Annotated in this window: 23 protein-coding genes; 10 read left to right on the top strand and 13 right to left on the bottom strand. The window is 72.7% G+C overall.

The features are described from left to right. Positions 1-90: 90 nt before the first annotated feature. Positions 91-1,041 carry an aminoglycoside phosphotransferase family protein gene (locus ABGA99_RS06210; protein WP_347576355.1) on the top strand — a complete coding sequence of 317 codons (951 nt, stop codon included), beginning with the start codon at positions 91-93 and terminating at the stop codon, positions 1,039-1,041. 33 nt (positions 1,042-1,074) lie between these two features. Here ABGA99_RS06210 and ABGA99_RS06205 read toward each other — a convergent pair whose 3' ends face one another. The 5 genes from ABGA99_RS06205 to ABGA99_RS06185 all read right to left on the bottom strand — a co-directional run bounded on the left by ABGA99_RS06205 (position 1,075) and on the right by ABGA99_RS06185 (position 6,077). Further along, positions 1,075-1,866, bottom strand: coding sequence for an SDR family NAD(P)-dependent oxidoreductase (locus ABGA99_RS06205; protein ID WP_347576356.1), 792 nt, complete (start codon positions 1,864-1,866; stop codon positions 1,075-1,077). Positions 1,867-1,914: 48 nt separating this feature from the next. Then, complete coding sequence (locus ABGA99_RS06200; RefSeq protein WP_347576357.1) at positions 1,915-2,907, bottom strand: aldo/keto reductase; 993 nt, start codon at positions 2,905-2,907, stop codon at positions 1,915-1,917. A 61-nt stretch (positions 2,908-2,968) separates the two neighbouring features. Beyond that, positions 2,969-4,210 carry an FAD-binding protein gene (locus ABGA99_RS06195; protein ID WP_347576358.1) on the bottom strand — a complete coding sequence of 414 codons (1,242 nt, stop codon included), beginning with the start codon at positions 4,208-4,210 and terminating at the stop codon, positions 2,969-2,971. Then, on the bottom strand, positions 4,207-5,256 hold the full coding sequence (locus tag ABGA99_RS06190) for a polysaccharide deacetylase family protein (protein ID WP_347576359.1): 1,050 nt from the start codon (positions 5,254-5,256) through the stop codon (positions 4,207-4,209). Before ABGA99_RS06190 ends, ABGA99_RS06195 begins: the two co-directional genes overlap by 4 nt. An 11-nt stretch (positions 5,257-5,267) precedes the next feature. Continuing rightward, entirely contained in the window at positions 5,268-6,077 is an 810-nt protein-coding gene (locus ABGA99_RS06185; RefSeq protein WP_347582279.1) for a phytanoyl-CoA dioxygenase family protein, read from the bottom strand. Between the two features lie 768 nt (positions 6,078-6,845). Here ABGA99_RS06185 and ABGA99_RS06180 point away from each other — a divergent pair. Next, on the top strand, positions 6,846-7,346 hold the full coding sequence (locus tag ABGA99_RS06180) for a hypothetical protein (protein ID WP_347576361.1): 501 nt from the start codon (positions 6,846-6,848) through the stop codon (positions 7,344-7,346). 1,830 nt (positions 7,347-9,176) lie between these two features. Here the strand turns inward: ABGA99_RS06180 and ychF are convergent. Beyond that, complete coding sequence (gene ychF, locus ABGA99_RS06175; RefSeq protein ID WP_347576362.1) at positions 9,177-10,265, bottom strand: redox-regulated ATPase YchF; 1,089 nt, start codon at positions 10,263-10,265, stop codon at positions 9,177-9,179. A 293-nt stretch (positions 10,266-10,558) separates the two neighbouring features. Here ychF and ABGA99_RS06170 point away from each other — a divergent pair, with 293 nt between their 5' ends. Next, a complete protein-coding gene (locus ABGA99_RS06170; RefSeq protein WP_347576363.1) occupies positions 10,559-11,161 on the top strand; it encodes a DUF6542 domain-containing protein in 603 nt (200 codons plus the stop codon). On the opposite strand, the gene ABGA99_RS06165 is transcribed toward ABGA99_RS06170, so the two are convergent. Next, a complete protein-coding gene (locus ABGA99_RS06165; RefSeq protein WP_347582278.1) occupies positions 11,082-12,083 on the bottom strand; it encodes a 4-hydroxy-3-methylbut-2-enyl diphosphate reductase in 1,002 nt (333 codons plus the stop codon). The two genes, ABGA99_RS06170 and ABGA99_RS06165, sit on opposite strands and share 80 nt — an antisense overlap. 107 nt (positions 12,084-12,190) lie before the next feature. On the opposite strand from ABGA99_RS06165, the gene xseA reads away from it, so the two are divergent. Next, positions 12,191-13,402: an exodeoxyribonuclease VII large subunit gene (gene xseA / locus ABGA99_RS06160; protein WP_347582277.1), complete on the top strand. Its 1,212-nt coding sequence runs from the start codon at positions 12,191-12,193 to the stop codon at positions 13,400-13,402. A gap of 21 nt (positions 13,403-13,423) precedes the next feature. After that, positions 13,424-13,711, top strand: a complete 288-nt coding sequence (locus ABGA99_RS06155) for an exodeoxyribonuclease VII small subunit (RefSeq protein ID WP_347576366.1) — start codon at positions 13,424-13,426, stop codon at positions 13,709-13,711. A gap of 85 nt (positions 13,712-13,796) precedes the next feature. On the opposite strand, the gene ABGA99_RS06150 is transcribed toward ABGA99_RS06155, so the two are convergent. Further along, complete coding sequence (locus ABGA99_RS06150; RefSeq protein ID WP_347576367.1) at positions 13,797-14,324, bottom strand: DUF4245 domain-containing protein; 528 nt, start codon at positions 14,322-14,324, stop codon at positions 13,797-13,799. A 180-nt stretch (positions 14,325-14,504) separates the two neighbouring features. Here ABGA99_RS06150 and glpX point away from each other — a divergent pair, with 180 nt between their 5' ends. After that, on the top strand, positions 14,505-15,551 hold the full coding sequence (gene glpX, locus ABGA99_RS06145; RefSeq protein ID WP_347576368.1) for a class II fructose-bisphosphatase: 1,047 nt from the start codon (positions 14,505-14,507) through the stop codon (positions 15,549-15,551). 81 nt (positions 15,552-15,632) lie between these two features. On the opposite strand, the gene ABGA99_RS06140 is transcribed toward glpX, so the two are convergent. Then, complete coding sequence (locus ABGA99_RS06140) at positions 15,633-15,998, bottom strand: WhiB family transcriptional regulator (RefSeq protein ID WP_018834542.1); 366 nt, start codon at positions 15,996-15,998, stop codon at positions 15,633-15,635. A 200-nt stretch (positions 15,999-16,198) separates the two neighbouring features. After that, entirely contained in the window at positions 16,199-16,888 is a 690-nt protein-coding gene (locus tag ABGA99_RS06135; protein ID WP_347576369.1) for a DUF1707 domain-containing protein, read from the bottom strand. Positions 16,889-17,025: 137 nt separating this feature from the next. On the opposite strand from ABGA99_RS06135, the gene ABGA99_RS06130 reads away from it, so the two are divergent. Further along, positions 17,026-18,726 carry a fumarate hydratase gene (locus ABGA99_RS06130; protein WP_347576370.1) on the top strand — a complete coding sequence of 567 codons (1,701 nt, stop codon included), beginning with the start codon at positions 17,026-17,028 and terminating at the stop codon, positions 18,724-18,726. 92 nt (positions 18,727-18,818) lie between these two features. Here the strand turns inward: ABGA99_RS06130 and ABGA99_RS06125 are convergent, their stop codons facing one another. After that, a complete protein-coding gene (locus tag ABGA99_RS06125; RefSeq protein WP_347576371.1) occupies positions 18,819-19,529 on the bottom strand; it encodes a hypothetical protein in 711 nt (236 codons plus the stop codon). A 195-nt stretch (positions 19,530-19,724) separates the two neighbouring features. Between ABGA99_RS06125 and ABGA99_RS06120 the strand changes: the two genes are divergently transcribed. From ABGA99_RS06120 to ABGA99_RS06110, 3 genes are all read left to right on the top strand, one after another. Next, positions 19,725-21,161, top strand: a complete 1,437-nt coding sequence (locus ABGA99_RS06120; RefSeq protein WP_347576372.1) for a class II fumarate hydratase — start codon at positions 19,725-19,727, stop codon at positions 21,159-21,161. A gap of 24 nt (positions 21,162-21,185) precedes the next feature. After that, positions 21,186-21,932: a DUF402 domain-containing protein gene (locus ABGA99_RS06115; protein WP_347576373.1), complete on the top strand. Its 747-nt coding sequence runs from the start codon at positions 21,186-21,188 to the stop codon at positions 21,930-21,932. 119 nt (positions 21,933-22,051) lie between these two features. Continuing rightward, positions 22,052-24,073: a SpoIIE family protein phosphatase gene (locus ABGA99_RS06110; protein WP_347582276.1), complete on the top strand. Its 2,022-nt coding sequence runs from the start codon at positions 22,052-22,054 to the stop codon at positions 24,071-24,073. 97 nt (positions 24,074-24,170) lie between these two features. Here the strand turns inward: ABGA99_RS06110 and ABGA99_RS06105 are convergent, their stop codons facing one another. Both ABGA99_RS06105 and ABGA99_RS06100 read right to left on the bottom strand, forming a co-directional pair. Continuing rightward, on the bottom strand, positions 24,171-25,430 hold the full coding sequence (locus tag ABGA99_RS06105; RefSeq protein ID WP_347582275.1) for a hypothetical protein: 1,260 nt from the start codon (positions 25,428-25,430) through the stop codon (positions 24,171-24,173). Then, positions 25,414-26,256 carry a hypothetical protein gene (locus ABGA99_RS06100; protein ID WP_347582274.1) on the bottom strand — a complete coding sequence of 281 codons (843 nt, stop codon included), beginning with the start codon at positions 26,254-26,256 and terminating at the stop codon, positions 25,414-25,416. The genes ABGA99_RS06105 and ABGA99_RS06100 overlap by 17 nt, the downstream gene beginning before the upstream one ends. Between the last annotated feature and the right edge of the window lie 38 nt (positions 26,257-26,294).

Genomic DNA, 26,294 nt, shown 5'->3' with positions numbered 1-26,294 from the left:
CGCCCCGTTCCCGGCGGCGGAACCCGGTCGGCGGCGGTCGTGCCGCAGGATTCCTCCCCCATCCCGCTATTCGCCTGACAGGAAGTCGTGTTGAGCAAGACACCGGATCTCGGCCCCGTACCCCAGCGCATCACCGTCGAGACGGAGCAGGTGCGTTCCCTCATCGGGCAGCAGCTGCCCCAGTGGGCCGGGCTCCCGGTCCGCCCCGTCGCCAAGGGCGGGTGGGACAACCGGACCTTCCACCTCGGCGCCGACATGCTGGTGCGCCTGCCCAGTGCGGCCGAGTACGCGCAGGCGGTCGACAAGGAGCACCGGTGGCTGCCGGAGTTCGCTCCCCGGCTCCCGCTGCCGATCCCCGTACCGCTGGCGAAGGGCGGGCCCGGCGCGGGCTACCCGTACGCGTGGTCGGTCTACCGCTGGCTCGACGGCGAGCCGGCCCGCGTGGACCGTATCGCCGACCCCGTCCGGTTCGCGGGCGACGTGGCCGGGTTCCTGGCCGCCCTGTGGGACGTCGACCCCGCCGACGGGCCCCGGCCGGGAGTCCACAACTGGTACCGCGGCGGCACGCTGCGGACGTATGACGGGCTGGCCCGCGGCGCGCTCGCCGATCTGGAGGGCCGCATCGACACCGGCCTGGCGCACGAGATCTGGACGTGCGCCCTCGACGCGCGCTGGGACGGTACGGAGAGCTGGTTCCACGGCGACATCGCCGAGGGCAACCTCCTCCTCGCCGACGGGCGGTTGGCGGCGGTCATCGACTTCGGCACCTGCGGCGTGGGCGATCCGTCCTGCGACCTGGCCATCGCGTGGACCCTGCTGCCCGCCGAGGGCCGGCAGGTGTTCCGGGAGCGGCTGTCGGTGGGCGCGGCGGACTGGGCGCGGGGGCGGGGCTGGGCGCTCTGGAAGACGCTCTCCACCTACGCCTCAGCGTGCGCCGACGGCGACGAGGCGGAGGCCGCCGACTCCCGGCGCGTGCTCGGTGAGATCTTCTCCGAGTACGCCGCCGGCAGCAGCGCGGGCGCGGCGGCAGCCGACCGGTAGGACCCGTTCCGGAGGGGCTGCTTCACCGCGAGTTCACCGCGAGCCGCGCTGCGCCTCGACGATGAGCCGGCCCGCGTCGTCGGCGGGGCCCCGGCGCTGGATCCAGGCAGCCGCGGAGGGGAACTGCACCGCCAGAGCGCAGAGCAGCCGGAGTCTGGCCGGCGCGATGTTCACCTCCGCCCGGTTGCGTTCGACGGCCCGGAGCACCGCGGCCGCCACCTGGTCCGGAGTGACCGTGCGCGTGCCCCGCGGCACGGGCGCCCCGGTCCTGGCGAACATGCCCGCTTCCCGGACGAGGCCGGGCTGCACCAGGGAGACCCCGACGCCCGCCTCGCGCAGGTCCAGCCGCAGGGCGTGGGAGAAGCCGCGCAGCCCGAACTTGGCGGCGGTGTACAGCGACGAGTACGGGATGGCGGCCTTCCCCGACATGGACCCGACGAACGCGAGATGCCCCCGGCCCGCCTCGGCCATCCGCGGGGCGAGCAGCCGGGCCAGCAGGACCGCCGAGCCCAGGTTGACCGCCAGGGCCCGGTCGATCTGCCCGGGGGTGTACTCCAGCAGGTCGCCGCTGGCCGGCAGCGCCGCGTTTGCCACCAGGATCCCGGTGCCGGCGCAGCGCTCCGCGAGCCGGGCCACGTCGTCCGGGTCGGCCAGGTCGGCGGGGACCGGCCGGGCGCCGAGCCGGTCCGCGAGGTCCCGTAGCGCATCGGTGTCGCGCCCGGTGACGATCAGGTCGGCACGTGCCGCAGCCAGGCGCTCGGCGAGCACCCGGCCGACGCCCCCGGTCGCGCCGGTGAGCAGGACGGTCTCTCCGGCGATCTTCATCCTGCGGCTCCTGGGGCTTACGGGCTTGCGGGCTTGCGGGGCTTGCGGTCACCAGCGGTGGTGCACCAGGCCGCGGATCCTGCGGTCGTACAGCTCGCGCAGCCGCTCGGCCGTCGTCGCGGGCAGCGGGGCCATCGACCCGACGGCCGCGTTGTCGCGCGCCTGCCCGACCGAGGTGGCGCCCGGGATCACCGTGGTGACGCCGTCCTGCTGGACGACCCAGCGCAGGGCGAGCTGCGCGGCCGTCATGCCCTCGGGCACCAGGGCGGCGAACTCGGCCGCGGCTGCGAGGCCGGTCTCGTAGTCGACGCCGGAGAAGGTCTCGCCGACGTCGAACTGCTCGCCGTGCCGGTTGTACGTGCGGTGGTCGTCCTCGGCGAAGACCGTGTCCGGCCTGAACTTCGCGGACAGCAGCCCGGACGCCAGCGGCACCCGGGCGATGATGCCCACGCCCGCGGCCTTCGCGGCGGGCAGGACCTCCTCCAGCGGCTTGCGCCGGAACACGTTCAGGATGATCTGCACGGACGCGACGCCCGGCCGGGCGAGGGCGGTCATGGCCTGGGCGCAGGTCTCGACGCTCACGCCGTACGCCTTCATCCGGCCCTCCTCGACCAGCGCGTCGAGGGCGTCGAAGACCGCGTCGGACGCGAACACGGCGTCGGGCGGGGTGTGCAGCTGCACCAGGTCGAGCGTGTCCATCCCGAGGTTCGCCCGCGACCGGTCGGACCACTCCCGGAAGTTGTCGAGGGTGAAGGAGCCCGGCTCCTGCGGGCCGCGGCGCCCGAACTTGGTTGCCACCGTGGGGCGTTCGCCCGGCGAGGTGCGGAAGTCCTTGAGGAACCGCCCGATCAGCCGTTCGCTTCGGCCGTCGCCGTAGACGTCGGCGGTGTCGATGAAGTCGACGCCGGAGGCGACGGCCGCGTCGAGGATGCCGCGGACGTCGCGTTCGCCGACGTGGCTCCAGCCGTCGCCGAACTGCCAGGTGCCGAGGCCGACAACGGAGAGCTTCCGGTCCGCCCTGGGCAGAAGTCGTGTTCTCATGCGAGCACTCCCGGTCTGGTGGGTCGATGGGTAGGGACGGGCCGCACCGGAGCGGATCCGGTCACCGGGCACCCGCGGGGAACACGTCGTCGAGGAGGGCGTTGGAGAACTTGCCGCCCGGGTCGAACTTCGCCCGCAGCTCCTGGAAGTCGGCCGCACGGCGGTAGCACGACCGGATCCCGGGGCCCGTCATCACCGTCAGCTTCGCCCAGTGCGGCCGCGCGCCGAGGGGCGCCAGCCGCTCCTCTACGGCGGCGATCACCGGCAGCACCCGGGCGGTGTCCCGGATCCAGGTGAAGTGGAATGTCACCGAGTCCCGTTCGTAGGCGGGGCTCAGCCACAGGTCGTCCCCCTGCACGGTCCGGACCTCACCGACCTGGAGGACCGGCCCGAGCAGCCCGCCGAGCCCGCGGAGCGCGGCGAACGCGGCCGGTGCGGCGGTGCGCGGCAGGAAGTACTCGGACTGGAGCTCGTCGCCGGCGGGCGCGGTGGCGCCCGCGCGGAAGTGCGGCAGCCGCTCGTGCCACGGGCCGGGCTCGCCCAGTTGGGGCGTGCACGCCGCCGGGTCGGCGCCGGGCACCGGGTGCAGCGGGCCCGGGGCCGGCACGCCGAAGTCCGGCTCGGGCGCGGGCCGGTCGGTGCGCCGCTTGAGCCAGACGACCGCGTCGTCCGCCCACATGGTGAACAAACTGACGCTGTAGGCAGCGGCGAACACGTCGTCGAACCGGTCCTGTAGCTCCGCGACGGGCACCGCTGTACGCAGCGACTGGGCGACCTCGAAGGACGGTTCGATCTCCAGGGTCATCCGGGTGACGATACCGAGCGCCCCGAGGGAGACCACCGCCCCGGCGAAGACGTCGCGGTCGGCCTCGCGGCGCAGCTCGACCGACTCGCCCTGTGCGTCGACGAGTTGCAGCCCGCTGACCGCCGCCGCCAGCCCGCGCCGACCGTCGCCGGATCCGTGGGTGCCGGTCGCGCAGGCCCCGGCCGCGGTCAGGTCAGGGAGCGACGGCAGGTTCGCCAGCGCGTGGCCCGCGCGGTGCAGGTGCGCCGCCACGTCGGCGTAGCGGAGACCGGCGCTGACGGTCGCGGTGCGCGCCGCCGTGTCGATCTCGACCACGGGCGGCAGCCCGTCGAGGACGACGGCGGTGCCCTCCGGGGAGAGGACGCCGCTGAACGAGTGGCGGGAGCCGACGGCGCGGACCCGCGCGCTGTCCGCGACGATCCGGCGGAGTTCGTCCGTGGACCGGGGCCGTGCCGGCGGTTCCGCCCCGAGGTCGACGTTGCCTGCCCAGTTCCTCAAGGCGCGCTCACCAGCCCGGAGCCGTCGCGGTCGAGCATGTCGTCCACGCGGACGAACTCGTACCCGCGCTCGGTCAGGCCCTCGATGATCGGCGGGAGCGACGCCACGGTGGGTGCGCGGTCGCCGCCGCCGTCGTGCAGCAGGACGACGGAGCCGGGCCGGGCGGCGGACAGGACGTCGCGGGCGATGTCACCGGACTCGCGCAGGGCCCAGTCGTCGGGCGCGACGTCCCACAGCACCGAGACGACGTCGGACTCGGCGAGCGAGGCCAGGACCGCCGGGGTCCGCGCCCCGTACGGCGGCCGGAACAGCCGTGGCGGGTCGCCCCCGCCCGCTTCGGCTATCGCCTCGGCGGTGCGGTCGATCTGCTCGGCCGCCTGCGGGCGCGACAGCTCGGGCAGGAACGGGTGCGACCAGGTGTGGTTGCCGATGGCGTGGCCCTGCTCGCGCATGCGCGCCAGTATGTCGGCACGGCCGCCCACGTGGATCCCGCAGCAGAAGAACGTGGCGGGGACGCCGTAGCGTTCGAGGATGTCGAGGACCTGCCCGGTGTACGGCGGCTGGGGGCCGTCGTCGAAGGTCAGCGCGACCCGGCGGCGGTCGCGGCCGGCGTGGCTGAAGAGGCGGCCCGCCCCGGCGAGCTCCCGGTCGGCCGGGGCCGACTCCGCGATCCACGCGGCCAGTTCGTCCTCGCGGCCGGTCTGGGTGCCCCGGTGGGGCTCCAGCCGGACCAGCCCCCGCGCGCCGCGCAGGCCCGCCCGCGCCAGCTCCTCCGCCGCGACCGAGCCGAACAGCGGCCGGTCCGGAAGCAGCGCCGGGTCGGCGCGGTGGACCGCCAGGCCCGCCGCCATCAGCCGGCCGTCCAGGGTGCCGTTGGTGCTCTCCACCACCACGGTGGTCCGCTCACCGAGCCCCCGCAGCCGGGTGACCAGTTCGTCCACGCGGTTCGAGGCGTAGTCGGCGGGTTCCGGGACGTCCCGGCCGTCCGGGCCGGCCAGCGCGAGCCGGTAGCCGCCGGCCTGCCATGCGATCCCCGCGTACAGCATGTGACCACTCCTCACTCGGGCTTCACGTACTCGCTGAAGTGCTCGTCGGCGAAGAGGTCCGGCCAGTCCTGGCCGGCGAGCCCGAGCTGCCGCGCCCGGCTCAGCGTCTCCCGCCAGTACGGCTTCGCTGGTGCCCACACCGCCCCCACCTGGCAGTAGGAGGCGTCGACGAAGTAGCGGGGACGGCCCGCGCGCCGGGGCTTCGCCCGGCGGGCGTGGAAGAGCGCGGAGTGCACCAGCACCGTCGACCCGGGCGGCAGTTCCTCGATGAACACCTCACCGGGGACCACATCGGTGCCCAGGTGGGCGCGCGCGGTCTTCTCGGCCGGTTCCCGGTGCGATCCGGGGAGTACGACGAGGCCGGCCATCCTCGGATCGATGCCGTCGAGGTAGTGCAGCGCGTGGACCATGTCGTGGGTACGGGACCACTGGGGCACCAGTTCGTAGTCGTGGTGCCACGGCTTGCCGGGGAGGTCGGGCGCGTGCCGGTCACTGTGCATGTGGTGGAAGACGAAACGCGGTCCGAGTAACTGCCCGATCGCCCGCAGCAGCGGACGGTGGGTGAGGAGTTCCCCGTGCGCGGGCTGGTCGAATTCCATGACTTTCGGCACTCCGTTTGCGTCCGGATCCACCGCAGACGCAATGGACAGGGCGCGCAGACCGGTGTCGATCCAGCGGTCCGCTTCCGACTTAAGCCGGGTTACCAGGTCGGCGGGGAGGAACCCCGGCAGCACGAGAAAACCGGACCGGGCGAACTGCTCGATCTGCTCGTCATTCAGTCCCGACGGCTGTGAGGTGGCTGAGAGCGTCCTCGCGCGCATAAGAAAGGGCTCCATTCCTGTCGGCTCGGCGATCCACGCCGACGACGGCAACTGCATACCGTGATTCCGTCAGCGGGTGCTTTGTTGCATACCTGACATCAAAGTCCGGAAGCCGACACCCTACCCCCGCTGACCACCACTGTCCGGTGGTCCGGCCTATCCGTCCGGGGCACCGGTTCACCGCGGACCGTCCAGTCCGGGCACCGGCGGGCGCATCCCCCGCGAATTCGTGCGCTTTATGCCGAAGTCGATTCGGGCGGGGTCCGTCGCACCCGGAAAAAGAAGCAGCGGCTTCCGCTAAACCTCGGTCAGCCCGGGCTTCGGGACGAAACGGAGGAGCCGGTTCTGAGTAGCGTCGGTGATCGTGTGGAGGGTGGTTTCGTAAGCCCCGCGTTCGTACGTCCTGTCGAACCCGCCTTCGCCGCTCGACTCCGACCTCCGGCGGTCGCCCCGTTCACTCGTCGCTCAGGCTCGCTGCAGTCAGTCACACTGCTCATCGACTCTCCCGGCAAGAAGGCGAGTTCCACGGTTAACGGTAATCGAGGGGCGGGGTGGTGTCAGCGGGTCGCACGGCACGGGTTCTGCCGCAAGGAGGCTGTGAGACGTCGGCCGAAGTGGCACCCGGAGCGCATAACAAGATCTTGCCAGGGCGCCCCTGTCGGGCATGGCCGGTGTGGGGAGCGGCCGTGGACCGTGGACGGCGAGAAGTGCGGCTGCCCCCGGTCCAGGTCCCAGGCGGCGCCGAGTTCGCGGTAGCCGTCGACCGCGGTGCGCAGCGCCTCAGCGGCGGCGGCCGGCTCACCTGCCCTGGCCAGGCTGCTCGCCGACGACACCGAGGCTGCCCGGCTGCTGGAGGAGGTGCTGCGCACCGCCCCGCTCGCGTCGGCCCGGCGGGGCGCACTCACCGTCAGGCTCGGCCGGACGGCGATCGAGGCCCGCCGCTACGCGGACGTGCTTGACCTGTTCGAGCAGGCCCTGGCCGAGGAGCAGCCGCGGGCGGTCCGCGGGCAGCTGCGGTTCTTCACCGTGCTGCTGCACGAGCAGGCCGGGTCCGGCTGCCTGCTCGGCTGCGGCCTCGGCGGCGTCCACCCAGGCGTCGTACTGGCGGGCTTGGCGAAGGTGGTGGGCGACCAGCCCGAGCGCCACGGGGGTGCGGGAGCGTACGGCGGCGGTGCAAGTGCTCGCCGCCACCAGCCAGGTACCGGCGGCGGACACTCTAGACGGACTGACCGAAGGGCTGGCCGGCAGCGCGAATTCGGCGCATCATGACCGCCGTTATTCGCTGCCTTCGGCACGTTTGCCGCTCCCGCGAGGTACGCAAACCGCACTCTGGTGCCTGCCCGCGCCCAGGCCCGCCAGCGAGCTGCGGACGCTGGTCGTTGATGTCCACTGCAGTGACGCCCTCGGCCTCGCCACGTGATCACCGCCCCGCGGGACGTGCCGGCACGCAGTCACAGAAGGAGTCGACAATTCCTAGAACCGGCAACAGTTGGATACGCAAGTTCACCGTCTCAAGGCCGTGTTCATGCTGGATACACGGGCCCGACGAGGGACCACCCTGCACCCCTGCGCTCGGCCGCGGGGGTGCCCGGCCGCAGGGCGTTGTGCGTGATCGTTCGGCAGCGGTCCCAGGAGGCGGGGACGAGGTGGCCGTAGACGTCGACGGTGGTTTTGATCGATTTATGGCCGAGCCAGCGGGACACTTCGTGGATCGGGAGAGACTGCTGCACGGATAAGTGACACCTGACCTGGCTGTACTCACTGATCGCCTCGCCCTGCGACAGGTTGCCCAGGCCGAACGGGCCTCCTACCAGCGCCGGGGCACGGAGCGCCAACCGGGCAGCCGCGGCGGCGTCTTCCCCCAAAAGCTCGGCGACAGGGAGAGCGTCGTGATCGCGATTCTCTATCTGCGGAAGCTATGCACACTCGATGTCCTCGCCGACGCACTGGGGGACGTGAGCAGGTCCTCGATCGGGAACGTCGTCCGCGAGATCCGGCCCACCGGCGGCCATGACAACGGCCTCTGCTGCATCGGCCGCGAGATGTTTCCGCACGTGGTGATCTTCCAGCAGACCTCACCGGTGGCTGGCCCTGGCCACGCTCAAGGAGGTTCTGACCACCGACGGGCGCGGGCAGCCGGCCTCCGACCCTCCGCCTCCCAACCGGACCGGCCACCCCGGTGACCTCCGGGTGGCCGGTCCGGTCGCCCGGTGGTCGTCGGCCGCTCTCACAGTCCGTTGAGCTGCGGTACCTCGCTGGGCACCCCCCATGTCACCACCCGGCGAAGCATGCTCTTGAAGTCCGCCAGGTCGTCGGTGGCCACGGCGAACCGCACCTGCAGCTCCTCTTCCAGCTGCAGGGTTCGGGCGACGCGCGGCTCAAACGGGCAAACCCGGTAATTCACCCATGCCTCCCGTGACTTGCATCACACCAATTACCCCATCAGGCATAGGTTCTTCAGAAAAGAACGAAAGATAGCAGCCAAACAGCGGTCAAGACCGAACACTTCGGCTAAAATGTGGTCACACGCGTCTCCCTCAGCCGCCCTCTGTTCACGCCGGATCCACGGGCCGAGCGAAGGCCCGCTCTGGCCCCATGCGCTCGGCCACGGGGGAGTCCGACTGCAGGGGTGCTCTGCTTGATCGTTCGGCATCGCCCCCAGGAGGCGGGAACCAGGTGGCCCGTACACGTCGACAGTGGCCTTGATCGATTTGCCGCCGAGCCAGCGGGACACCTCGCGGATCGGAACGCCGCGGGCCAGGGCTGTCGACGCGAAAAAGAGCCGCAAACTGTGATAAGCCGAGAGCCGGGCCGCCTCAGCCAAGGCGCCTGGACCACGACCCATCAGAGGCCGGTTCGCGAGCCCAGGAATCACCCGCCATACCCCCGCGGGTATCCTCTGGATCCAGCAAAATTCCAGCGGCCGGGAACCCCCGACCAGATTCAACCATCCAACCGCACCCGACCTGACCTGCACAAACAGGTAGCCCCATGCGAGGGGATCGCCCCTTCGCCGTTCCAGTCGAATTCCACCACGTCCGAACACGAAGACCCCTCCGACCTGCATGAATGCAAGACGGAAGGGTCTGTTCGAAAGATTCACACGTTGAAGCGGAACTCCACCACGTCGCCGTCGCGCATCACGTAGTCCTTGCCCTCCATGCGGGCCTTGCCCGCCGCGCGGGCTTCGGGGACCGAGCCTGTGGTGACCAGGTCGTCGAAGGAGATGACCTCCGCCTTGATGAAGCCCTTCTGGAAGTCCGTGTGGATCACGCCCGCCGCCTCCGGGGCCGTGGCGCCCTTTTTGATGGTCCAGGCGCGGGCTTCCTTGGGGCCTGCGGTCAGGTAGGTCTGGAGGCCCAGGGTGGCGAAGCCGACGCGGGCCAGGGTGACCAGGCCCGGTTCTTCCTGGCCTACCGACTGGAGGAGTTCCAGGGCGTCGGACTCGTCGAGTTCGGCGAGTTCGGATTCGAGTTTGGCGTTGAGGAAGATCGCCTCGGCCGGGGCGACCAGGGCGCGCTGTTCGTCCTTGAAGGACTCGTCGGCCAGTTCGTCCTCGTCGACGTTGAAGACGTAGAGGAACGGCTTCGCCGTCAGCAGGTGCAGGTCGTGGAGGAGTTCGGCGCGCTCGGTGCCCTGGGCGATGCCCGCGGCGAAGAGGGTCTGGCCCGTGTCGAGGATGGCCTTGGCCTCTTCGATGGCGGTGAGCTTGGGGCCGAGGTCCTTCTTGATGCGGGATTCCTTCTGGAGCCGCGGGAGGACCTTCTCGATGGTCTGGAGGTCGGCGAGGATCAGCTCGGTGTTGATGGTCTCGATGTCGTTCTTCGGCGAGACCTTGCCGTCCACGTGGACCACGTTCTCGTCCCGGAAGGCGCGGATGACCTGGCAGATCGCGTCGGACTCGCGGATGTTGGCCAGGAACTTGTTGCCCAGGCCCTCGCCCTCGCTCGCGCCGCGCACGATGCCGGCGATGTCGACGAAGTCGACCGTTGCCGGGAGGACGCGCTGGGAGCTGAAGATGCCCGCCAGGGTGGCGAGGCGGGGGTCGGGGACGCCGACGACACCGACGTTGGGCTCGATGGTGGCGAACGGGTAGTTGGCCGCCAGCACCTCGTTCTTGGTCAGGGCGTTGAAGAGGGTCGACTTGCCGACGTTCGGCAGGCCGACGATTCCGATCGTGAGCGACACGTGAACGACTTCCTACGAGGTACGGGGACGGGGGCGCGACGCGGCGGGGACCCCGCTGACGATTCTACGGGTGTCCCTGCGCGCCCCGTGTGTGCGTCCTGTAGGACTCCGGCACTCCGAATGAGCGCATTCTGTGCCCCTCCCGGGGTTTCACCCGCCACGGGGCCTAACGTGGAGCGATGCAGCATCACCGTACGAATACGGATCCTGACGGAGCGCGACGGCAGGCTCACGTCCCGCGACCGGCCCGCGCGCCCGGCCCCGCCGGGGCCGCCGGGCCGGAGGAGAGCGCCGTGGTGTACCGCGCCGCGGTGCGGCGGCCCGTGCCACCGGTGTTGCGGACGCTGCTGCGGCCCGCGGGGCCGCGGTTGACGGCGGTCGGCGGAGGGCTGCTGGCGGCGTCGGTGATGCTGGGCACGGGGGCGTTCGTGCAGGTGGTGAGGGGGACTGCGCCGGTGTTCTTCGGGGTGGTGTTCCTCGTGCTGTCCGTGTGCTGCGCGCTGTGGATCCGGCCCTCGGACGTCATCGCCGCCCCGATCGCCATGCCGATCGCCTTCGCCGCCGGGCTCCTGGCCGTCGGCGAGGGCTCGGACGGGATCACCTCGCACGTGATGGCCGCCGGTACGACCCTGGCCCTGGAGGCGCCGTGGCTCTACGGGGGCACGCTGCTGGCCGCCGCCGTCGCGCTGCTGCGGCACTTCGCCCTGCTCGCCGTACGGCGCAGCCCCGGCGGGGGCGGGGAGCCCCCGCGCCGGCCGGCGTCCGGGGCGCGCCGGCGCGCGAGGCCGCGGCGGGCCCCGGACCAGACCGCTCCGGTCAGTCCGCCTCGCCGCCGCCCAGCGCAGCCGCCTCGGCGCGCAGGTCGCGGCGGAGCTCCTTCGGCAGGGAGAAGGTGATCCGCTCGTCCACCGGCTGCACCAGGTCCACGTCCGCGTAGCCCCGCTGCGCGAGCCACTCCAGCACGCCGTCGACGAGGACCTCGGGCACCGATGCCCCCGACGTCACGCCCACCGTCGTCACGCCGCCGAGCCACGCCTCGTCGATCTCCTCGGCCCCGTCGACCAGATACGACGCCTTGGCGCCGGCGTCGAGGGCGACCTCGACCAGCCGCACCGAGTTCGACGAGTTCTCCGAGCCGACGACGATCACGAGGTCCGACTGCGCGCCCACCTGCTTCACCGCGACCTGCCGGTTCTGCGTGGCGTAACAGATGTCGTCGCTCGGCGGATCGAGCAGGTTCGGGAAGCGGCCCTTGAGCCGGTCGACCGTCTCCATCGTCTCGTCCACCGACAGCGTGGTCTGCGACAGCCAGACGACCTTGTCGGGGTCGCGCACCTTGATCCGGTCGGCGTCCGCCGGCCCGTCGACGAGCTGGACGTGCTCCGGCGCCTCGCCCGACGTGCCGATGACCTCCTCGTGGCCCTCGTGGCCGATGAGCAGGATGTCGAAGTCGTCCTTGGCGAACCGGACGGCCTCCTTGTGCACCTTCGTCACCAGCGGACAGGTCGCGTCGATCGTGGCGAGCCGGCCCTCCTTCGCCTCGTCGTGGACGGTGGGGGCGACGCCGTGCGCGGAGAAGATCACGATGTTGCCGGGGGGCACCTCGGCCGTCTCCTCGACGAAGATCGCGCCCTTGCGCTCCAGCGTCTTGACGACGTACTTGTTGTGCACGATCTCGTGCCGTACGTACACCGGTGCGCCGTACTGCTCAAGCGCCTGCTCCACGGCGATCACCGCCCGGTCCACGCCGGCGCAGTAGCCCCGGGGAGCGGCGAGAAGGACGCGGCGGGCGGGCTGCGGAGTGCTTGAAGCAGTCATACCGCCATGGTACGGAACACCCCCTCCGCGATTCTCCGGCGCAGTGGTCCGCGACCCCGTGCGCCGGAGCCGCCGGGGTGTCGTACCCCGCCGTTAGGCTCGGGGCCATGGCGGTGAACACGGCAGAGACACCCATGCCCGTCGGGGTCGTCTCGCGGAAGATCGGCGGCTGGATCGACCGGCTCGGCGCGCTGTGGGTGGAGGGGCAGATCACCCAGTTGTCGCGGCGGCCGGGCGCGGGCGTGGTCTTCATGACGCTGCGCGACCCGGCGCAGGAGGTCTCCCTGACGGTGACGTGCTTCCGGGACGTGTTCGACAAGGTGGCGGATGTCATACAGGAAGGCGCCCGCGTCGTCGTCTTCGCCAAGCCGGTCTGGTACGCGCCGAGCGGCCAGCTCTCGCTGCGCGCCGCCGAGATCCGCCCGGTGGGCGTCGGCGAACTGCTCGTGCGGCTGGAGCGGTTGAAGAAGGCGCTGGCCGCCGAGGGGCTGTTCGCGCCGGAGCGCAAGAAGACGCTGCCGTTCCTGCCGCGCCGCATCGGGCTGGTGACGGGCCGGGCGTCGGCGGCCGAGCGGGACGTGCTGGAGACGGCGCGGCACCGGTGGCCCGCGGTGCGGTTCGAGGTGCGGCCGGTGGCGGTGCAGGGGGTGCACGCGGTGCCGCAGATCGTCAAGGCCCTGCAGGAGTTGGACGGCCTGCCGGAGGTGGACGTCATCATCGTCGCGCGGGGCGGCGGCAGCGTGGAGGACCTGCTGCCGTTCTCGGACGAGCAGCTTGTACGGGCCGTGGCCGCGTGCCGTACGCCGGTGGTCTCCGCCATCGGCCATGAGCCGGACAACCCCCTGCTGGACCACGTGGCGGATCTCCGTTCCCGTACGCCCACGCACGCCGCCAAGGACGCCGTGCCGGACGTCGGCGAGGAGCACGCGCGGATAGAGCAGCTCCGGCTGCGCGCGCTGCGGGTGCTGACGGGGGTGCTGGACCGCGAGGAGCGCGGGCTCGCGGCGTGGCTGAGCCGGCCGGCGATGGCCGAGCCGTACGCGATCGTGGACGAGCGCGCGGAGGTCGTGGACGCGGTGCTCGCGCGCGGCCGGCGCACGCTGGCGCATCTGCTGGACCGCGCGGACTCCGAGCTGGAGCACACCCGGGCCCGGGTCGTCGCTCTCTCCCCCGCCTCCACGCTGAAGCGCGGTTATGCGGTGCTGCAGCGGCAGGACGGCGCGGCGGTGCGCGCGGCGGATGAGGTGAGCGCGGGCGAGGAGTTGCGCGCCCGGGTCGCCGACGGGGAGTTCGGTGTCACCGTCGGCCCGGTGTCGTAGGCGGGTTCTAAGGTGGGGGCCATGGCAGAGACGAAGGACCGGGGGACTCTCGGCTACGAGCAGGCGCGGGACGAGCTGATGGAGGTCGTGCGCCGGCTGGAGTCCGGCGGTTCGACCCTGGAGGAGTCCCTGGCGCTGTGGGAGCGCGGGGAGGAGCTGGCGCGGATCTGCCGGCAGTGGCTGGACGGTGCCCGTGAGCGGCTCGACGCGGCGCTGGCGGAGTCGGGGGCCGAGGCCGAGGGGGACGGGGAAGAGGACGACGAGGGCGCGGAGGGCGCGGAGTCGGGGGCCGCAGAACGTACGGGCTGAGGGGCCCGGCCGACGCCTGGGGAAGGCGCGCCCGCCCTTCCGGTACGGACGGGGGGCGCCGGACTCCGTGCGGACCGGCGCGCGCTCACTTCTCCTGCAGCGCCGCCGCCATCCGCTCCATCTGCGTGAGGCTCCCCGTGCCGGTGACCACGGTGGTCACGTCGTCGCCCTTGTGCACCAGCGCGTCGTAGTCCTTGCCCCGGTACTGGTCCCACTCCGTACCCGCCACCTGCCGGCTCTCGCCCGTCGGCCGCGCGTGCTGGGTGACCTTGCGGATGAAGCGGTCGGCGTTCTCGCTCCCCTGCTCCACCGCCACGTACTCGTCGTCGGGCGTGACGAAGCCCAGGTGCCACGTCGTGCCGTGGTCGCCGGTCCCGCGGTACGTCACGGAGTTGGCCCGCCAGTCGTCCGGCAGCCCCACCGGCGCGACGACCGGGAACGGTGCTGCGCGGCGGGCCTGGCCCAGCTCCTGGCTGTAGGAGACGGCGGCCATCTCGTTGCCGTCGCCCTCGCGCGGGAGGACGGCCCAGTAGACGACCAGGGCCACCCCGCAGGTGATCGTCAGCGCACCCACCAGATTGCGCACCGTCCGCATGCTGTTCCTGTCTGCCACCCCTCTATCGTCCCTCATCGCGGAGCGGCCCCTTCCCCGGGGTGTGGGCGGCCGGCGGACAGCGGAGAAACCGACCCGCTCATCCGAGGGGCGGTGTGCTCATAATGGCGATAAACGGATAGGCTCAGACTGCCCCCTCCAGCCCCTCCGGCCGTCGACCGAGCGGAAAGGTCCTCACGGATGTCGCAGTCCCATGAGACGCCCCACCACCTCCCCGAGCAACTGGAGGTGGCCCCCGAGGCCCCCGACCGCAACCTCGCCCTGGAGCTCGTCCGGGTCACCGAGGCCGGCGCGATGGCCTCCGGCCGCTGGGTCGGCCGCGGCGACAAGAACGGCGCCGACGGCGCGGCCGTACGCGCCATGCGCACCCTGGTCAGCACCGTCTCGATGAACGGCGTCGTCGTGATCGGCGAGGGCGAGAAGGACCACGCCCCGATGCTCTTCAACGGCGAGCACGTCGGTGACGGCACCGGGCCGGAGTGCGACGTGGCCGTCGACCCGGTCGACGGCACCACGCTCACCGCCAAGGGCATGGGCAACGCCGTCTCCGTGCTGGCCGTCGCCGAGCGGGGCGGCATGTTCGACCCGTCCGCGGTCTTCTACATGGACAAGCTCGCCACCGGCCCCGAGGCCGCCGAGTACGTCGACATCAACGCCCCCGTCGCCGTGAACATCCGCCGGGTCGCCAAGGCCAAGGGCGGCACCACCGGGGACGTCACCGTCTGCGTGCTGGACCGGCCGCGCCACGACGGGCTGGTGCAGGAGGTCCGCGAGGCCGGGGCGCGGATCAAGTTCATCTCCGACGGCGACGTCGCCGGGGCCATCATGACCGCCCGCGACGGCACCGGCGTCGACCTGCTGCTGGGCGTCGGCGGCACCCCGGAGGCCGTCATCGCGGCCTGCGCGATGAAGTGCCTGGGCGGTACGTTCCAGGGGCGGCTGTGGCCGCGGGACGACGCGGAGCGGCAGCGGGCGCTCGACGCCGGGCACGACCTGGACCGTACGCTGCTGATCGACGACCTGGTCAGCGGCGAGAACGTGTTCTTCGTGGCCACCGGGATCACGGACGGGGAGCTGCTGCGCGGCGTGCGCTACCGCGCGGACCGGGCGTTCACGCAGTCGTTGGTGATGCGGTCGAAGAGCGGCACGATCCGGCAGATCGAGTCGGAGCACCGGCTGTCGAAGCTGCGCGCGTACAGCTCGGTCGACTTCGACCGGGCCCAGTAGCGGGAGGGGGCGCGGGCGGGCGGCGGGCGCGTACGGCCGACGCCCCCGGCAGAACCGTTTGTCCTGATCCCGGGGGCCGCGTCAGCCCGCCTGCGCTATCCCGCGCGGGGCGGTCAGCTTCTCCGCCGTCTCCCGCCGCCTGCGCCGCGCCTGCACGACCCGTCGCTCCGCCGCCGTGAGCCCGCCCCACACGCCGTACGGCTCGGGCAGCAGCAGCGCGTGCTCCCGGCACTCGACCATCACGGGACAACGCGCGCAGACCCGCTTGGCCGCGGCCTCGCGCGACAGCCGGTCGGCGGTGGGCTCCTTCGACGGAGCAAAGAACAGCGCGGCCTCGTCCCGCCGGCACACCGCCTCCGTGTGCCAGGGATCCCCCTCTTCCCGCCGTCCGGAGCGCTGGATCGGCACCCGGGCTTCCTGCAGGGACTGCTGGTGGGACTGCAGCACGGTCCACTCCTGACGACGGCGTTGGCGGATCGGGGACAAAGCTGTCTCCTAGGGCGTACGACCGCTCGCACCTGCAGCCGTACGGAGGAGGCGATGCACGTGCTCTACCCGCTGTGCGCGCGCTTATGCGCCGAGTGGCCACCCGGGATAACGGTGCTTCCCGCGTGTCTGCGGGGGCAGTTGGGGGCCCTGGAACGGCGTCAGTGACCGAGGCCGTGCTTGCGCATCCGGTCGGCCAGATTCTTCAGGAACTTGCCCCTTTTGCCCTTGGCGTCCACCCCGCCGAAGAGCGCGAAGCCGGTGACGACCACCACCGGCGCACGCGGGTCGTCCGCCTCCTGCGCGTGCACGTCGAAGCCGCCGAAGACGGCCGTGCCGGAGCCGCGCAGCGACACGTTCTCCGGGACCTTGATGTCGACGCCGCCGAAGATGGCGGTCGCGTTGATGACGATCTCCTGCTGGTGGAAGACGGCCTCGGTCAGGTCGATGTCGACGCCCCCGAAGAGCGCGAACGCCGACGTCCTGCGCCCCACGCTCCAGCGCCCCTTGCGCGTGGAGCCGCTGAAGATCGCGACGAGGGTCTGCGACTGGGGCTCCGGGAACGACGGCGGGGGCGGCGCCGACGCCGGGCCCGCCGCGCGCCGGCCGACCGGAAGGTCGCGGACGAGCGGCTCCAGCTCGCCCACGGTCTTGGCGTTGTAGACGCCGTCGATCCGCTCGGCGTGCTCCTCCGGGTCCAACCGCCCCTCGGCGAGCGCCTCGCGCAGGATGTCGGCCACCCGGTCGCGGTCCGCGTCGGAGGCGCGCAGCTCTCCCTCCGCGACCGGCTTCTTCGACAGCGAGGGCGGGGCGGCGGGCACGGGGGCATTGTCGCGCGGGGTCTCGTCCACGGGCCCAGCGTAACCAAACGCGATACATCGTGACTAGGCCCCAAGGCAGGTGGAAGGGCACCTCGCCACCCCGCGCCCGCGCGGCCGTCCTAACCTGGGGGACGCACAGCCCCCGCCGGCCGACGACAAGGAACGCGATGACCGCCACCGCCCGCCCCGCCAGCCCCGCGTTCCAGTACACCGACCTCCTCCCGCTCGGGGCGGACACCACGACGTACCGCCTGCTGACAAAGGAGGGCGTACGCACGGTCGAGGCCGGCGGCCGTACGTTCCTGGAGGTCCGGCCGGAGGCGCTGCGGCTGCTGGCCGCGGAGGCGATGCACGACATCTCGCACTATCTGCGCCCCGCCCACCTCGCCCAGCTCCGCGCCATCTGCGACGACCCGGAGGCGTCGGCCAACGACAAGTTCGTCGCGCTCGACCTGCTGAAGAACGCCAACATCTCGGCGGCGGGCGTGCTCCCCATGTGCCAGGACACGGGCACGGCGATCGTCATGGGCAAGCGCGGCCAGCAGGTGCTGACGGAGGGCCGGGACGAGGAGGCGCTGTCGCGCGGGGTGTACGACGCGTACACCAAGCTCAACCTGCGCTACTCCCAGATGGCGCCGCTGACCATGTGGGACGAGAAGAACACGGGCAACAACCTGCCGGCACAGGTGGAGCTTTACGCCACCGACGGGGACGCGTACAAGTTCCTCTTCATGGCCAAGGGCGGCGGCAGCGCCAACAAGTCGTTCCTCTACCAGGAGACGAAGGCCGTCCTCAACGAGGCGTCGATGCTGCGCTTCCTGGAGGAGAAGATCCGCTCGCTGGGCACGGCCGCCTGCCCGCCGTACCACCTGGCGATCGTCGTCGGCGGCACCTCCGCCGAGTACGCGCTGAAGACCGCGAAGTACGCCTCCGCGCACTATCTCGACTCGCTGCCCACCGAGGGCTCCCCCGCCGGCCACGGCTTCCGCGACACCGAGTTGGAGGCGAAGGTCTTCGAGCTGACCCAGACGCTCGGCATCGGCGCGCAGTTCGGCGGCAGGTACTTCTGCCACGACGTGCGCGTGGTGCGGCTGCCGCGGCACGGCGCGTCCTGCCCGGTGGCCATCGCGGTCTCCTGTTCCGCCGACCGGCAGGCGCTGGCGAAGATCACGGCGGAGGGCGTCTTCCTGGAGCAGCTGGAGCACGACCCGGCGCGCTTCCTGCCGGACACCACCGCGGCGGAGCTGACCGCGGGGTCCGCGCAGGACGTCGTACGGATCGACCTCGCCCGGCCGATGGCCGAGGTGCGGGCGGAGCTGACGAAGTACCCGGTCAAGACGCGGCTGTCGCTGACCGGCCCGCTCGTCGTGGCGCGCGACATCGCGCACGCGAAGATCAAGGAGCGGCTGGACGCGGGCGAGGAGATGCCGCAGTACCTGAAGGACCACCCCGTGTACTACGCGGGACCGGCCAAGACCCCCGAGGGCTACGCCTCCGGCTCCTTCGGGCCGACGACGGCGGGGCGCATGGACGCGTACGTCGAGCAGTTCCAGGCGGCGGGCGGGTCGATGGTGATGCTGGCCAAGGGCAACCGCTCCCAGCAGGTCACCGACGCCTGCGCCGCGCACGGCGGCTTCTACCTGGGCTCGATCGGCGGTCCCGCGGCGCGGCTGGCGCAGGACTGCATCAAGAAGGTCGAGGTCCTGGAGTACGAGGAGCTGGGCATGGAGGCGGTCTGGAAGATCGAGGTGGAGGACTTCCCGGCGTTCGTCGTGGTGGACGACAAGGGGAACGACTTCTTCACCGACCCGGGCCCGGTCAAGCCGTTCGTGACGAGCATCCCGGTTCGGGGCGCGGCACAGCCGTAGCGCGGCGCGCGGCGCGCACAGGCGGGGAGGGGCGGCCGGGTCGCTCCGGACGCCCCCCGCGGTCGTACGAGCCGGGCGGTACGCCGGCGCCCTCAGCCCCGCCGCGTGGCCGCCGCCCGGCGGCGCAGTGCGAACACCGCGCCCCCGCCGCCCAGCAGCAGCGCGCCCGCGCCCAGCCCGTAGGCCGCGGCGCTGTCGGAGCCGCCGGCGGCCTGGGGCCCGGCTTCCTCGCGGTCGCCGCCGCGGCCGTCGTCGGCGGTGTGCGCCGGCGCGGCGGTCAGCTTGTCGATGTCCGGGGCGCACACCACCGCGGTTTCCGCGCCCTGCTCGTACGCGCACGCCGTCGCCGCCAGCTCGCCCGTCGTCGGCGCCCCCTCCACCAGCCGCGTCCGCGCGGTGAACACCGCGTGCTGGTGCCCCTTCAGGTCCGCCGTCCAGGTCACCTCACGGCCGCCCCGCACCTTGCCGCCCGTGCCCGGCTCGACCAGGTCCATCCCCTCCGGCAGCGTCTGCCGGACCACGAGCCCCTCGATCGGCCCCTCCTGCAGGCTGGACACGCGGATCGTGTACGTGGCCTCCTGACCCGGGCCCGAGGTCTTGCGCGCGTTGTCGATGGCGATCTTCATCGCCGGTCCTGTCACCCCCGGCACGTCCTTCCCCTTGTCGTCCCCCCTGTCGTCCCCCCTGTCGTCGTCGTGCGGGACGGCGCCCGCAGGCTGCGCCACGGCGGCGAGCAGGGCGCAGGCGAGCGCGGCGGCGCGCGCTCCGCTGCGGATACGGCGGGTGCGAAGGCTGGTCGTCACGTCACTCCTCGGGCCGAACCTGGCCGTTATCTATTGATCTCTTCTGATCTCTTCCGATTTCTTTCGGTCCCAGTCGATTCCACCGCGCCGCCGTCCGCGCCCCCGGCAGATGCCCCGGCAAGTCCGCGGCCGTCCCCGCCGAATCCACCGTTCGGCGCACCGGCGGTGTCGGTGGGCGGTCGTATCCTCGGCAGCATGAGCCAGCCCGCTGACCGGTCCCCGGCCGAACGCCCCGCATCCGACGGCTTCCGCATCGAGCACGACTCGATGGGCGAGGTCCGCGTCCCCGCCGGGGCCAAGTGGCGCGCCCAGACGCAGCGCGCCGTGGAGAACTTCCCGGTCTCCGGGCTGCGCCTGGAGACCGCGCACATCGCCGCGCTGGCCCGCATCAAGGCCGCCGCGGCGAAGGTCAACGCCGAGCTGGGCGTGCTGGACGAGGACGTCGCCGCGGCCGTGCAGGCGGCGGCGGAGGAGGTCGCGGCGGGCCGCTGGGACGCGGAGTTCCCGGTCGACGTCTTCCAGACCGGCTCCGGCACGTCGTCGAACATGAACATGAACGAGGTGCTGGCCACCCTCGCGCAGGAGAAGCTGGGCGCCGGAGGACCGGTGGTCCACCCCAACGACCACGTCAACGCCAGCCAGTCGTCGAACGACACGTTCCCCTCCTCCATCCACATCGCCGCGACCGGCGCGGTCGTGCAGGACCTGATCCCCGCGCTGACGCATCTGCAGGCAGCGCTCACGGGCAAGGCGGAGGAGTTCGCGGAGGTGGTGAAGTCGGGGCGTACGCACCTGATGGACGCCACGCCCGTCACCCTCGGCCAGGAGTTCGCGGGCTACGCGGCCCAGGTCGCCTTCGGCGTCGAGCGGCTGCACGCCTCGCTGCCCCGGCTGGCCGAGCTGCCCCTCGGCGGCACCGCGGTCGGTACGGGCATCAACACCCCGCCCGGCTTCGCCGCCGCCGTCATCGCCGAGGTGGCCCGCGCCACCGGACTGCCGCTGACCGAGGCACGCGACCACTTCGAGGCCCAGGGCGCCCGCGACGGCCTGGTGGAGATCTCGGGCCAGTTGCGCACGATCGCGGTCGGGCTCACCAAGATCTGCAACGACCTGCGCTGGATGGGCTCGGGACCGCGCACGGGCCTCGCCGAGATCGCCCTGCCCGACCTGCAGCCCGGCTCCTCGATCATGCCGGGCAAGGTGAACCCGGTGATCCCCGAGGCCGTCCTGATGGTCTGCGCCCAGGTCGTCGGGAACGACGTGACGGTCACCACCGCCGGCGCCTCGGGCAACTTCGAGTTGAACGTGATGCTGCCCGTCCTCGCCCGCAACGTGCTGGAGTCCGTCCGGCTGCTGGCCAACGCCGCACGTCTGCTCGCCGATCGCACGGTCGACGGCATCACGGCGCACGCCGGGCGCGCCCGGGAGTACGCGGAGTCGTCCCCGTCCGTCGTCACGCCGCTCAACCGGTACCTCGGGTACGAGGAGGCGGCCAAGGTGGCGAAGAAGTCGCTGGCCGAGCGCAAGACGATCCGCGAGGTGGTCCTGGAGGGCGGGTACGTCGAGCGCGGGCTGCTCACGGAGGAGCAGTTGGACGGTGCGCTGGACGTGCTGAGGATGACCCGGCCGTGAGGCGCCGCTGGATACCATCGTCGGATGCACGGGCCAGACGCGACGCTTGACAGCGACAAGAACGTCTCAGGCGGCCGGTGGACGCCCGGGGAGCACATCCTCTGGCGCTACCGCGCCCACGCGCCCGGGACAGCCGGCACCGGCGGTGCGGGCGGCACCGACGGCACCGGGCGGCTGGGTCGTACGGTCGCCGTCTGCCGCCCGGTCACCGTCGTCCGCGACGACGCCGAGACGCTCGCCGTCTGGGTGGCGCCGGACACCGAGTGCGTACGCCCCGTCCTCGCCGACGGCACCGAGTTGCACAGGGAGCCGCTGGCCACCCGCTATACCAAGCCGCACCGCCCGTTCCGCACCCGCTGGTTCGGCGCCGGCGTGCTCAAGCTGGCCCGGCCCGGGGAGCCGTGGTCCGTCTGGCTGTTCTGGGAAGGCGACTGGACCTTCAAGTCCTTCTACGTGAACCTCGAAGCGCCCCGGGTGCGCTGGGCCGGGGGCGTCGACTCCGAGGACCACTACCTGGATCTCGTCGTCCACCCCGACCGCTCCTGGGAGTGGCGGGACGAGGACGAGTTCGCCGCCGCGCAGCGGGCGGGGCTGATGTCCGCCGCGCGGGCCGCGGCCGTACGGGACGCCGGCCGGCGGGCGGTCGATGCCATCGGGGCGTGGGGACCGCCGTTCTCCGAAGGCTGGGACCGCTGGCGCCCCGACCCGAAGTGGACAGTTCCTCTTCTTCCGGCGGATTGGGATCACACGCCCGCGCGCTTGTCTTCATGAGACCCTTGCTGCGCCCCGGTAGGTCAAACGTAGGATCGACGTCCACAGCACGCAGTACCCACAACTCAACCCGCCCTGTGGAGACTTGGGTGGAACGGCCGGATGGACGGTACCGACACGTGACGGAGCGCGACAGGCGGCGGGCAGCCGCCGAGCGGACGGAGTCCGGCAACACCCTTGCCGCCTCCGGCACGGACGAGGCGGTGTCGCCGACCGCTCCCACCGCGAACTCGGGCGACACCATCCCCGATCCGCGTGACGCCCTGCACCGCACGAAACCGGCGCAGCCCGCGAACGCCCCGGCGCACGCCACGGGCGGCGTGCCGGCGCACCAGGGCGCCGACGACACCCCCAGCGGCGGCCGGCCGCGCCCCCAGCCGGGCGCGGGCGCCGACGCGGACCCGCCCCGCACGCTGGGCCGGCCCGAGGAGGACGCCGCGTCCGCGCGGCTGCGGTTCCTCGGCGCGGCGACCCGCCGGATCGCCCGCGGCATCGACCTGGACGAGATCGTCCTCGGCCTGTGCCGCTCGGTCGTCCCGTCCTTCGCCGACGCGATCCTCGTCTACCTCCGCGACCCGCTGCCGGTCGGCGACGAGCAGCCCACGGAACCGTTCCGGCTGCGGCTGCGGCGTACCGACCGGATCACCGACGGCGTCGAGGACGTCGACAGCATGGGCGGCAGCCGGCTGCTGCCCGCGGCGGCGGAGCCGGACGCCCCGGGTCTCGGCGCGGCCGAGCAGGTCGACGTCGTACGGGCCGGGGCGCTCCTCGAAGTGCTGCGCGGCGTCCGCCCGGTGTTCGGCGAGACGCTGGCCGCCCGCGCCGCGCTCACCGAACTGCTGGGCCGCGAAAGCCCGCTCGCCAACGCGCCGGCCGACAAGCGCACGATCGTCGCCCCGCTGCGCGGCCGCCGCCGGGTGATCGGGGTGGCGGTGCTCGTACGGAGTCCGGCGCGGCCCGCGTACGGGCAGGACGACCTGCTGATCGCCGCCCAACTGGCCACGCACACGGCCCTCGGTGTCGACAAGGCGGTGATCTACGACCGCGAGGCGTACATCGCCGACCAGTTGCAGCGCACGATGCTGCCCGAATACCTGCCGGAGCCCACCGGCGTCCGCCTGGCCAGCCGCTACCGGCCCGCGGCCGAGACCGCGCGGGTCGGCGGCGACTGGTACGACGCGATCCCGCTGCCCGGCAGCCGGGTCGCGCTGGTCGTCGGCGACGTGATGGGCCACTCGGTGACCTCCGCGGCGATCATGGGCCAACTGCGTACCGCGGCGCAGACGCTGGCCCAGCTCGACCTGCCGCCGCAGGAGGTCCTGCACCACCTCGACGAGCAGGCGCAGCGCCTCGGCGACGACCGCATGGCCACGTGCCTGTACGCGGTCTACGACCCCATCGCCCACACCCTCACCGCCTCCAACGCCGGCCACCCGCCGCCGGTCCTGCTCCGCCGCGACGGCTTCAGCGAGGTGCTGGACGTACCGCCGGGCGCACCGATCGGGGTGGGCGGCGTGGGCTTCGAGGCGGTGGAGCTGCAGGCGCCGCAGGGCTCGACGCTGCTGCTGTACACGGACGGCCTGGTCGAATCCCGGCTGATGGACGTCTCCACGGGCATCGACCAGCTCTGCGCGCGTCTGAGCCGCACCGCGGCCCTCACGGGTCCCGGCAACCCGCCGCCGCTGGAGCCGCTGTGCGACGAGGTGCTGGACGTCCTCGGTCCCGGCGACCGCGACGACGACATCGCGTTGCTGGCGGCGCGGCTGGACGGTATAGCGCCCAGCGCGGCGGCGCAGTGGTCCCTGGACCCACGCGCGCAGGCGCCCCGCGAGGCACGGTCGCTGGCGCGGGGAGCGCTTGCGGGGTGGGGCCTGGAGGAGCTGACGGACATCGTGGAGCTGCTGGTGAGCGAGGTGGTGACGAACGCGGTGCGCTACGCCCAGCGCCCGGTCACGCTGCGCCTGGTGCACACGGACAGGCTGCGCTGCGAAGTGGTGGACGACGTCCCGCAGTTGCCGCGGATGCGGCGGGCGGGGCCGGCGGACGAGGGCGGCCGGGGGATGTTCCTGGTGAACAAGCTGGCCCGGCACTGGGGCGCGGAGCGGCTCAGTGTGGGCAAGGTGGTGTGGTTCGAGATCTGACGCGGCGGGGGCCTGCGGCGGAGGGTCTGCGGCGGCCCGCGCGGCTCCGGCTCACGACCGCTTCACGGAAGCGGCGCGACCGCGCCCGGGGCCGGCCTCAGTCGCAGGGCGGCAGCGGAGGCAGCGCCGCGGTCCGGGTGAGCTGGATGGCGTCCTTCGCGTCCGCCGCCTTCGCCTCCCCCTCCGGGTACGCCACCCCCAGCCCTCCGTCCCGCGCCAGCGCGTACCCGTACCTCGGGGTGATCCGCGTATACGACCGCGACCGCAGGTCCAGGGCCCATGCCGCCTCCGTCGTACGCCACGTCACCACCTCCCCGCTCACCTGCACCTGGTCGATGCCGCCCAGCTCCGGCTCCGTCACCGGCCCGGCGTCCCCGCCCCGCACCAGCGGCAGCGGCTCGGGCCAGCCCTCGCGCCACACGTACAGCCGCGGGCGGTCCGGGTCGCCGCCCGCCCACGCCCACGTGCGGCCGTCCGACGCCACGTACCGGACGTTGCGCAAGGCCGCGATCGGGCCCGGCAGTCCGGCCTGCCGCAGCGTGTCCGTCGAGACCGCCGCCAGGCGGGTCTCCGGGCCGCCGTCCGGCGACTCGGACTGGCGGAGCCACACCAGCAGGCCGCCCGCCGCGAAAGGCGTGTCGACGACGCCCTCGTACACCGTCCGCCGCTTGCCGCCGTCCAGGTCCCGCGCGTACACCGCCGACCGGCCGCCGCCCGTGCCCTGCGCCCAGAACAGCCGTCCCGACCGCACCACCGCCTGCACGAACGGACCCGGCACCGCGCTCTTCCCGTCGTCCGCCGACTCCGCCTCCGCGACCGCCTCCCGCCGCCCGTTCGTCGCGTTCCAGGCGTAGAGCGTCCACGGGCTCTCCAGTTGCCGGCCCTCGACAACGTCGAAAACAAGCCATCGTCCGTCGAAGTCCGCACTGCCGACCTGATGCTCGACCGGGTCCGCGAGCCGCATCACCCGCCGCTCCGCGTCCCCCTCCCGCAGGACGACCGACCGGCCCTCTCCCGGCCCCGCCCCGGCCACCGGCGCCGGCCCCGACGACTGCAGCACCGACCACCCCGCCCCCGGGCCGACCTCCGTGAGCACCGCCCGCTCCCCCTCCGGCACCGGGACCCGCCCGTCCGCCAGCGCGTCCGACCACCCGCCCGGCAGCCCGACCTCGCAGGCCCGGTCCCGTACGGGCGCGCCGGTCGGCGGCGCCGCCGTGGGAGAGTCCTCGCGCGGCCCGTCGCCGCCTCCCGACGAGCACGCGGGGGTGCCCGCCAGGAGGACGACCGCGCCCAGCGCCGCGGCGGCTACGCCGCGGGCGCGGAGCGCGCCGGGCCGGGGCTCACCAGACGTACCCACGACCGCCCATGATCGTCGTGATGGTGTCCGACGAGATGGTCGCGGTACGCGGCACGCTGCCGGCCCACGAGATGACGCTGGTCGGCACCCCGCCCACCGGGTCGCGGTACTGCACGGTGCGTGCGCCGTCGTCGCTGTGCCCGTCTATCGACACCCAGTGGAATATCTCCCGGTTCGGGTGCCCGACGAGGTGCGGACCGCCGACGACTTCCCAGGCGTTGCCCGCGATCGCGTAGTCGCCGGAGGTGTTGTGCACGATGTGGTCGCGGAAGTTCGCCTTGTCCGTCGCGCTCGGCGTGTACGGCAGCGCCTTCGGTACGTAACCCGCGCCCGGCAGGCGGTAGTTGAGCACGTCGGGGATGGGATAGCCGGTCGGGTTGGGGACGTTCGCGTTGATGCCGTACCAGGCCGTGCCGGAGGAGTTCGTACGCAGCTCGCTGCCGGCCTGCGTCTGGGACCGGTTGCCGACCTCGTCGCGCGCGGACTGCGTGATCACGAGGGTGGCGGGGCCGCAGTAGTAGGAGTTGATCTGGGACTGCTGTACGGCGCCGGAGGAGACGATCGCCGCCGCCCCGACGTCGCCGCGCGCGACGGACTGCTGCGCCGCGCCCTTCGCCGCCGCCGACTTCTCGGCCAGCAGCCGCCGCTGCTCCGCCGTCAGCCGCTCGGCGGGCAGGGTGTCGGTGCGCTCCTTGTACGCGCCGGCCGCCGCGGCGCCCGCGGCGGGGCCCGGTTCGGCCGCCTGCGCGGGTCCGCCGGTGAGCGCGAGGGCGGCGACGAGAAGGCCGCCCGCTCCGGTTGCGGACACGGCTCTGATGGTGGACATCGCTGTCTCCTGTCGGTCGTGGGGGTGACACGGGGACG

This window comes from Streptomyces sp. B5E4 (genome assembly GCF_039871555.1).
In the GTDB taxonomy this organism is placed as follows: Bacteria; Actinomycetota; Actinomycetes; order Streptomycetales; family Streptomycetaceae; genus Streptomyces.
The sequence above is the reverse complement of the archived record's forward strand: the minus strand, read 5'-3'. Positions and strand labels throughout refer to the sequence as shown.

Excerpts from the sequence above, each read along its gene's own strand:
- ABGA99_RS06165 (WP_347582278.1), bottom strand. The coding sequence starts at position 12,083 with ATGACTGCTTCAAGCACTCCGCAGCCCGCCCGCCGCGTCCTTCTCGCC.
- ABGA99_RS06200 (WP_347576357.1), bottom strand. The coding sequence starts at position 2,907 with ATGAGAACACGACTTCTGCCCAGGGCGGACCGGAAGCTCTCCGTTGTC.
- ABGA99_RS06100 (WP_347582274.1), bottom strand. The coding sequence starts at position 26,256 with ATGTCCACCATCAGAGCCGTGTCCGCAACCGGAGCGGGCGGCCTTCTC.
- ABGA99_RS06185 (WP_347582279.1), bottom strand. The coding sequence starts at position 6,077 with ATGCGCGCGAGGACGCTCTCAGCCACCTCACAGCCGTCGGGACTGAAT.
- ABGA99_RS06155 (WP_347576366.1), top strand. The coding sequence starts at position 13,424 with ATGGCAGAGACGAAGGACCGGGGGACTCTCGGCTACGAGCAGGCGCGG.
- ABGA99_RS06205 (WP_347576356.1), bottom strand. The coding sequence starts at position 1,866 with ATGAAGATCGCCGGAGAGACCGTCCTGCTCACCGGCGCGACCGGGGGC.
- xseA (WP_347582277.1), top strand. The coding sequence starts at position 12,191 with ATGGCGGTGAACACGGCAGAGACACCCATGCCCGTCGGGGTCGTCTCG.
- ABGA99_RS06190 (WP_347576359.1), bottom strand. The coding sequence starts at position 5,256 with ATGCTGTACGCGGGGATCGCATGGCAGGCCGGCGGCTACCGGCTCGCG.
- ABGA99_RS06130 (WP_347576370.1), top strand. The coding sequence starts at position 17,026 with ATGACCGCCACCGCCCGCCCCGCCAGCCCCGCGTTCCAGTACACCGAC.
- glpX (WP_347576368.1), top strand. The coding sequence starts at position 14,505 with ATGTCGCAGTCCCATGAGACGCCCCACCACCTCCCCGAGCAACTGGAG.
- ABGA99_RS06120 (WP_347576372.1), top strand. The coding sequence starts at position 19,725 with ATGAGCCAGCCCGCTGACCGGTCCCCGGCCGAACGCCCCGCATCCGAC.
- ABGA99_RS06115 (WP_347576373.1), top strand. The coding sequence starts at position 21,186 with ATGCACGGGCCAGACGCGACGCTTGACAGCGACAAGAACGTCTCAGGC.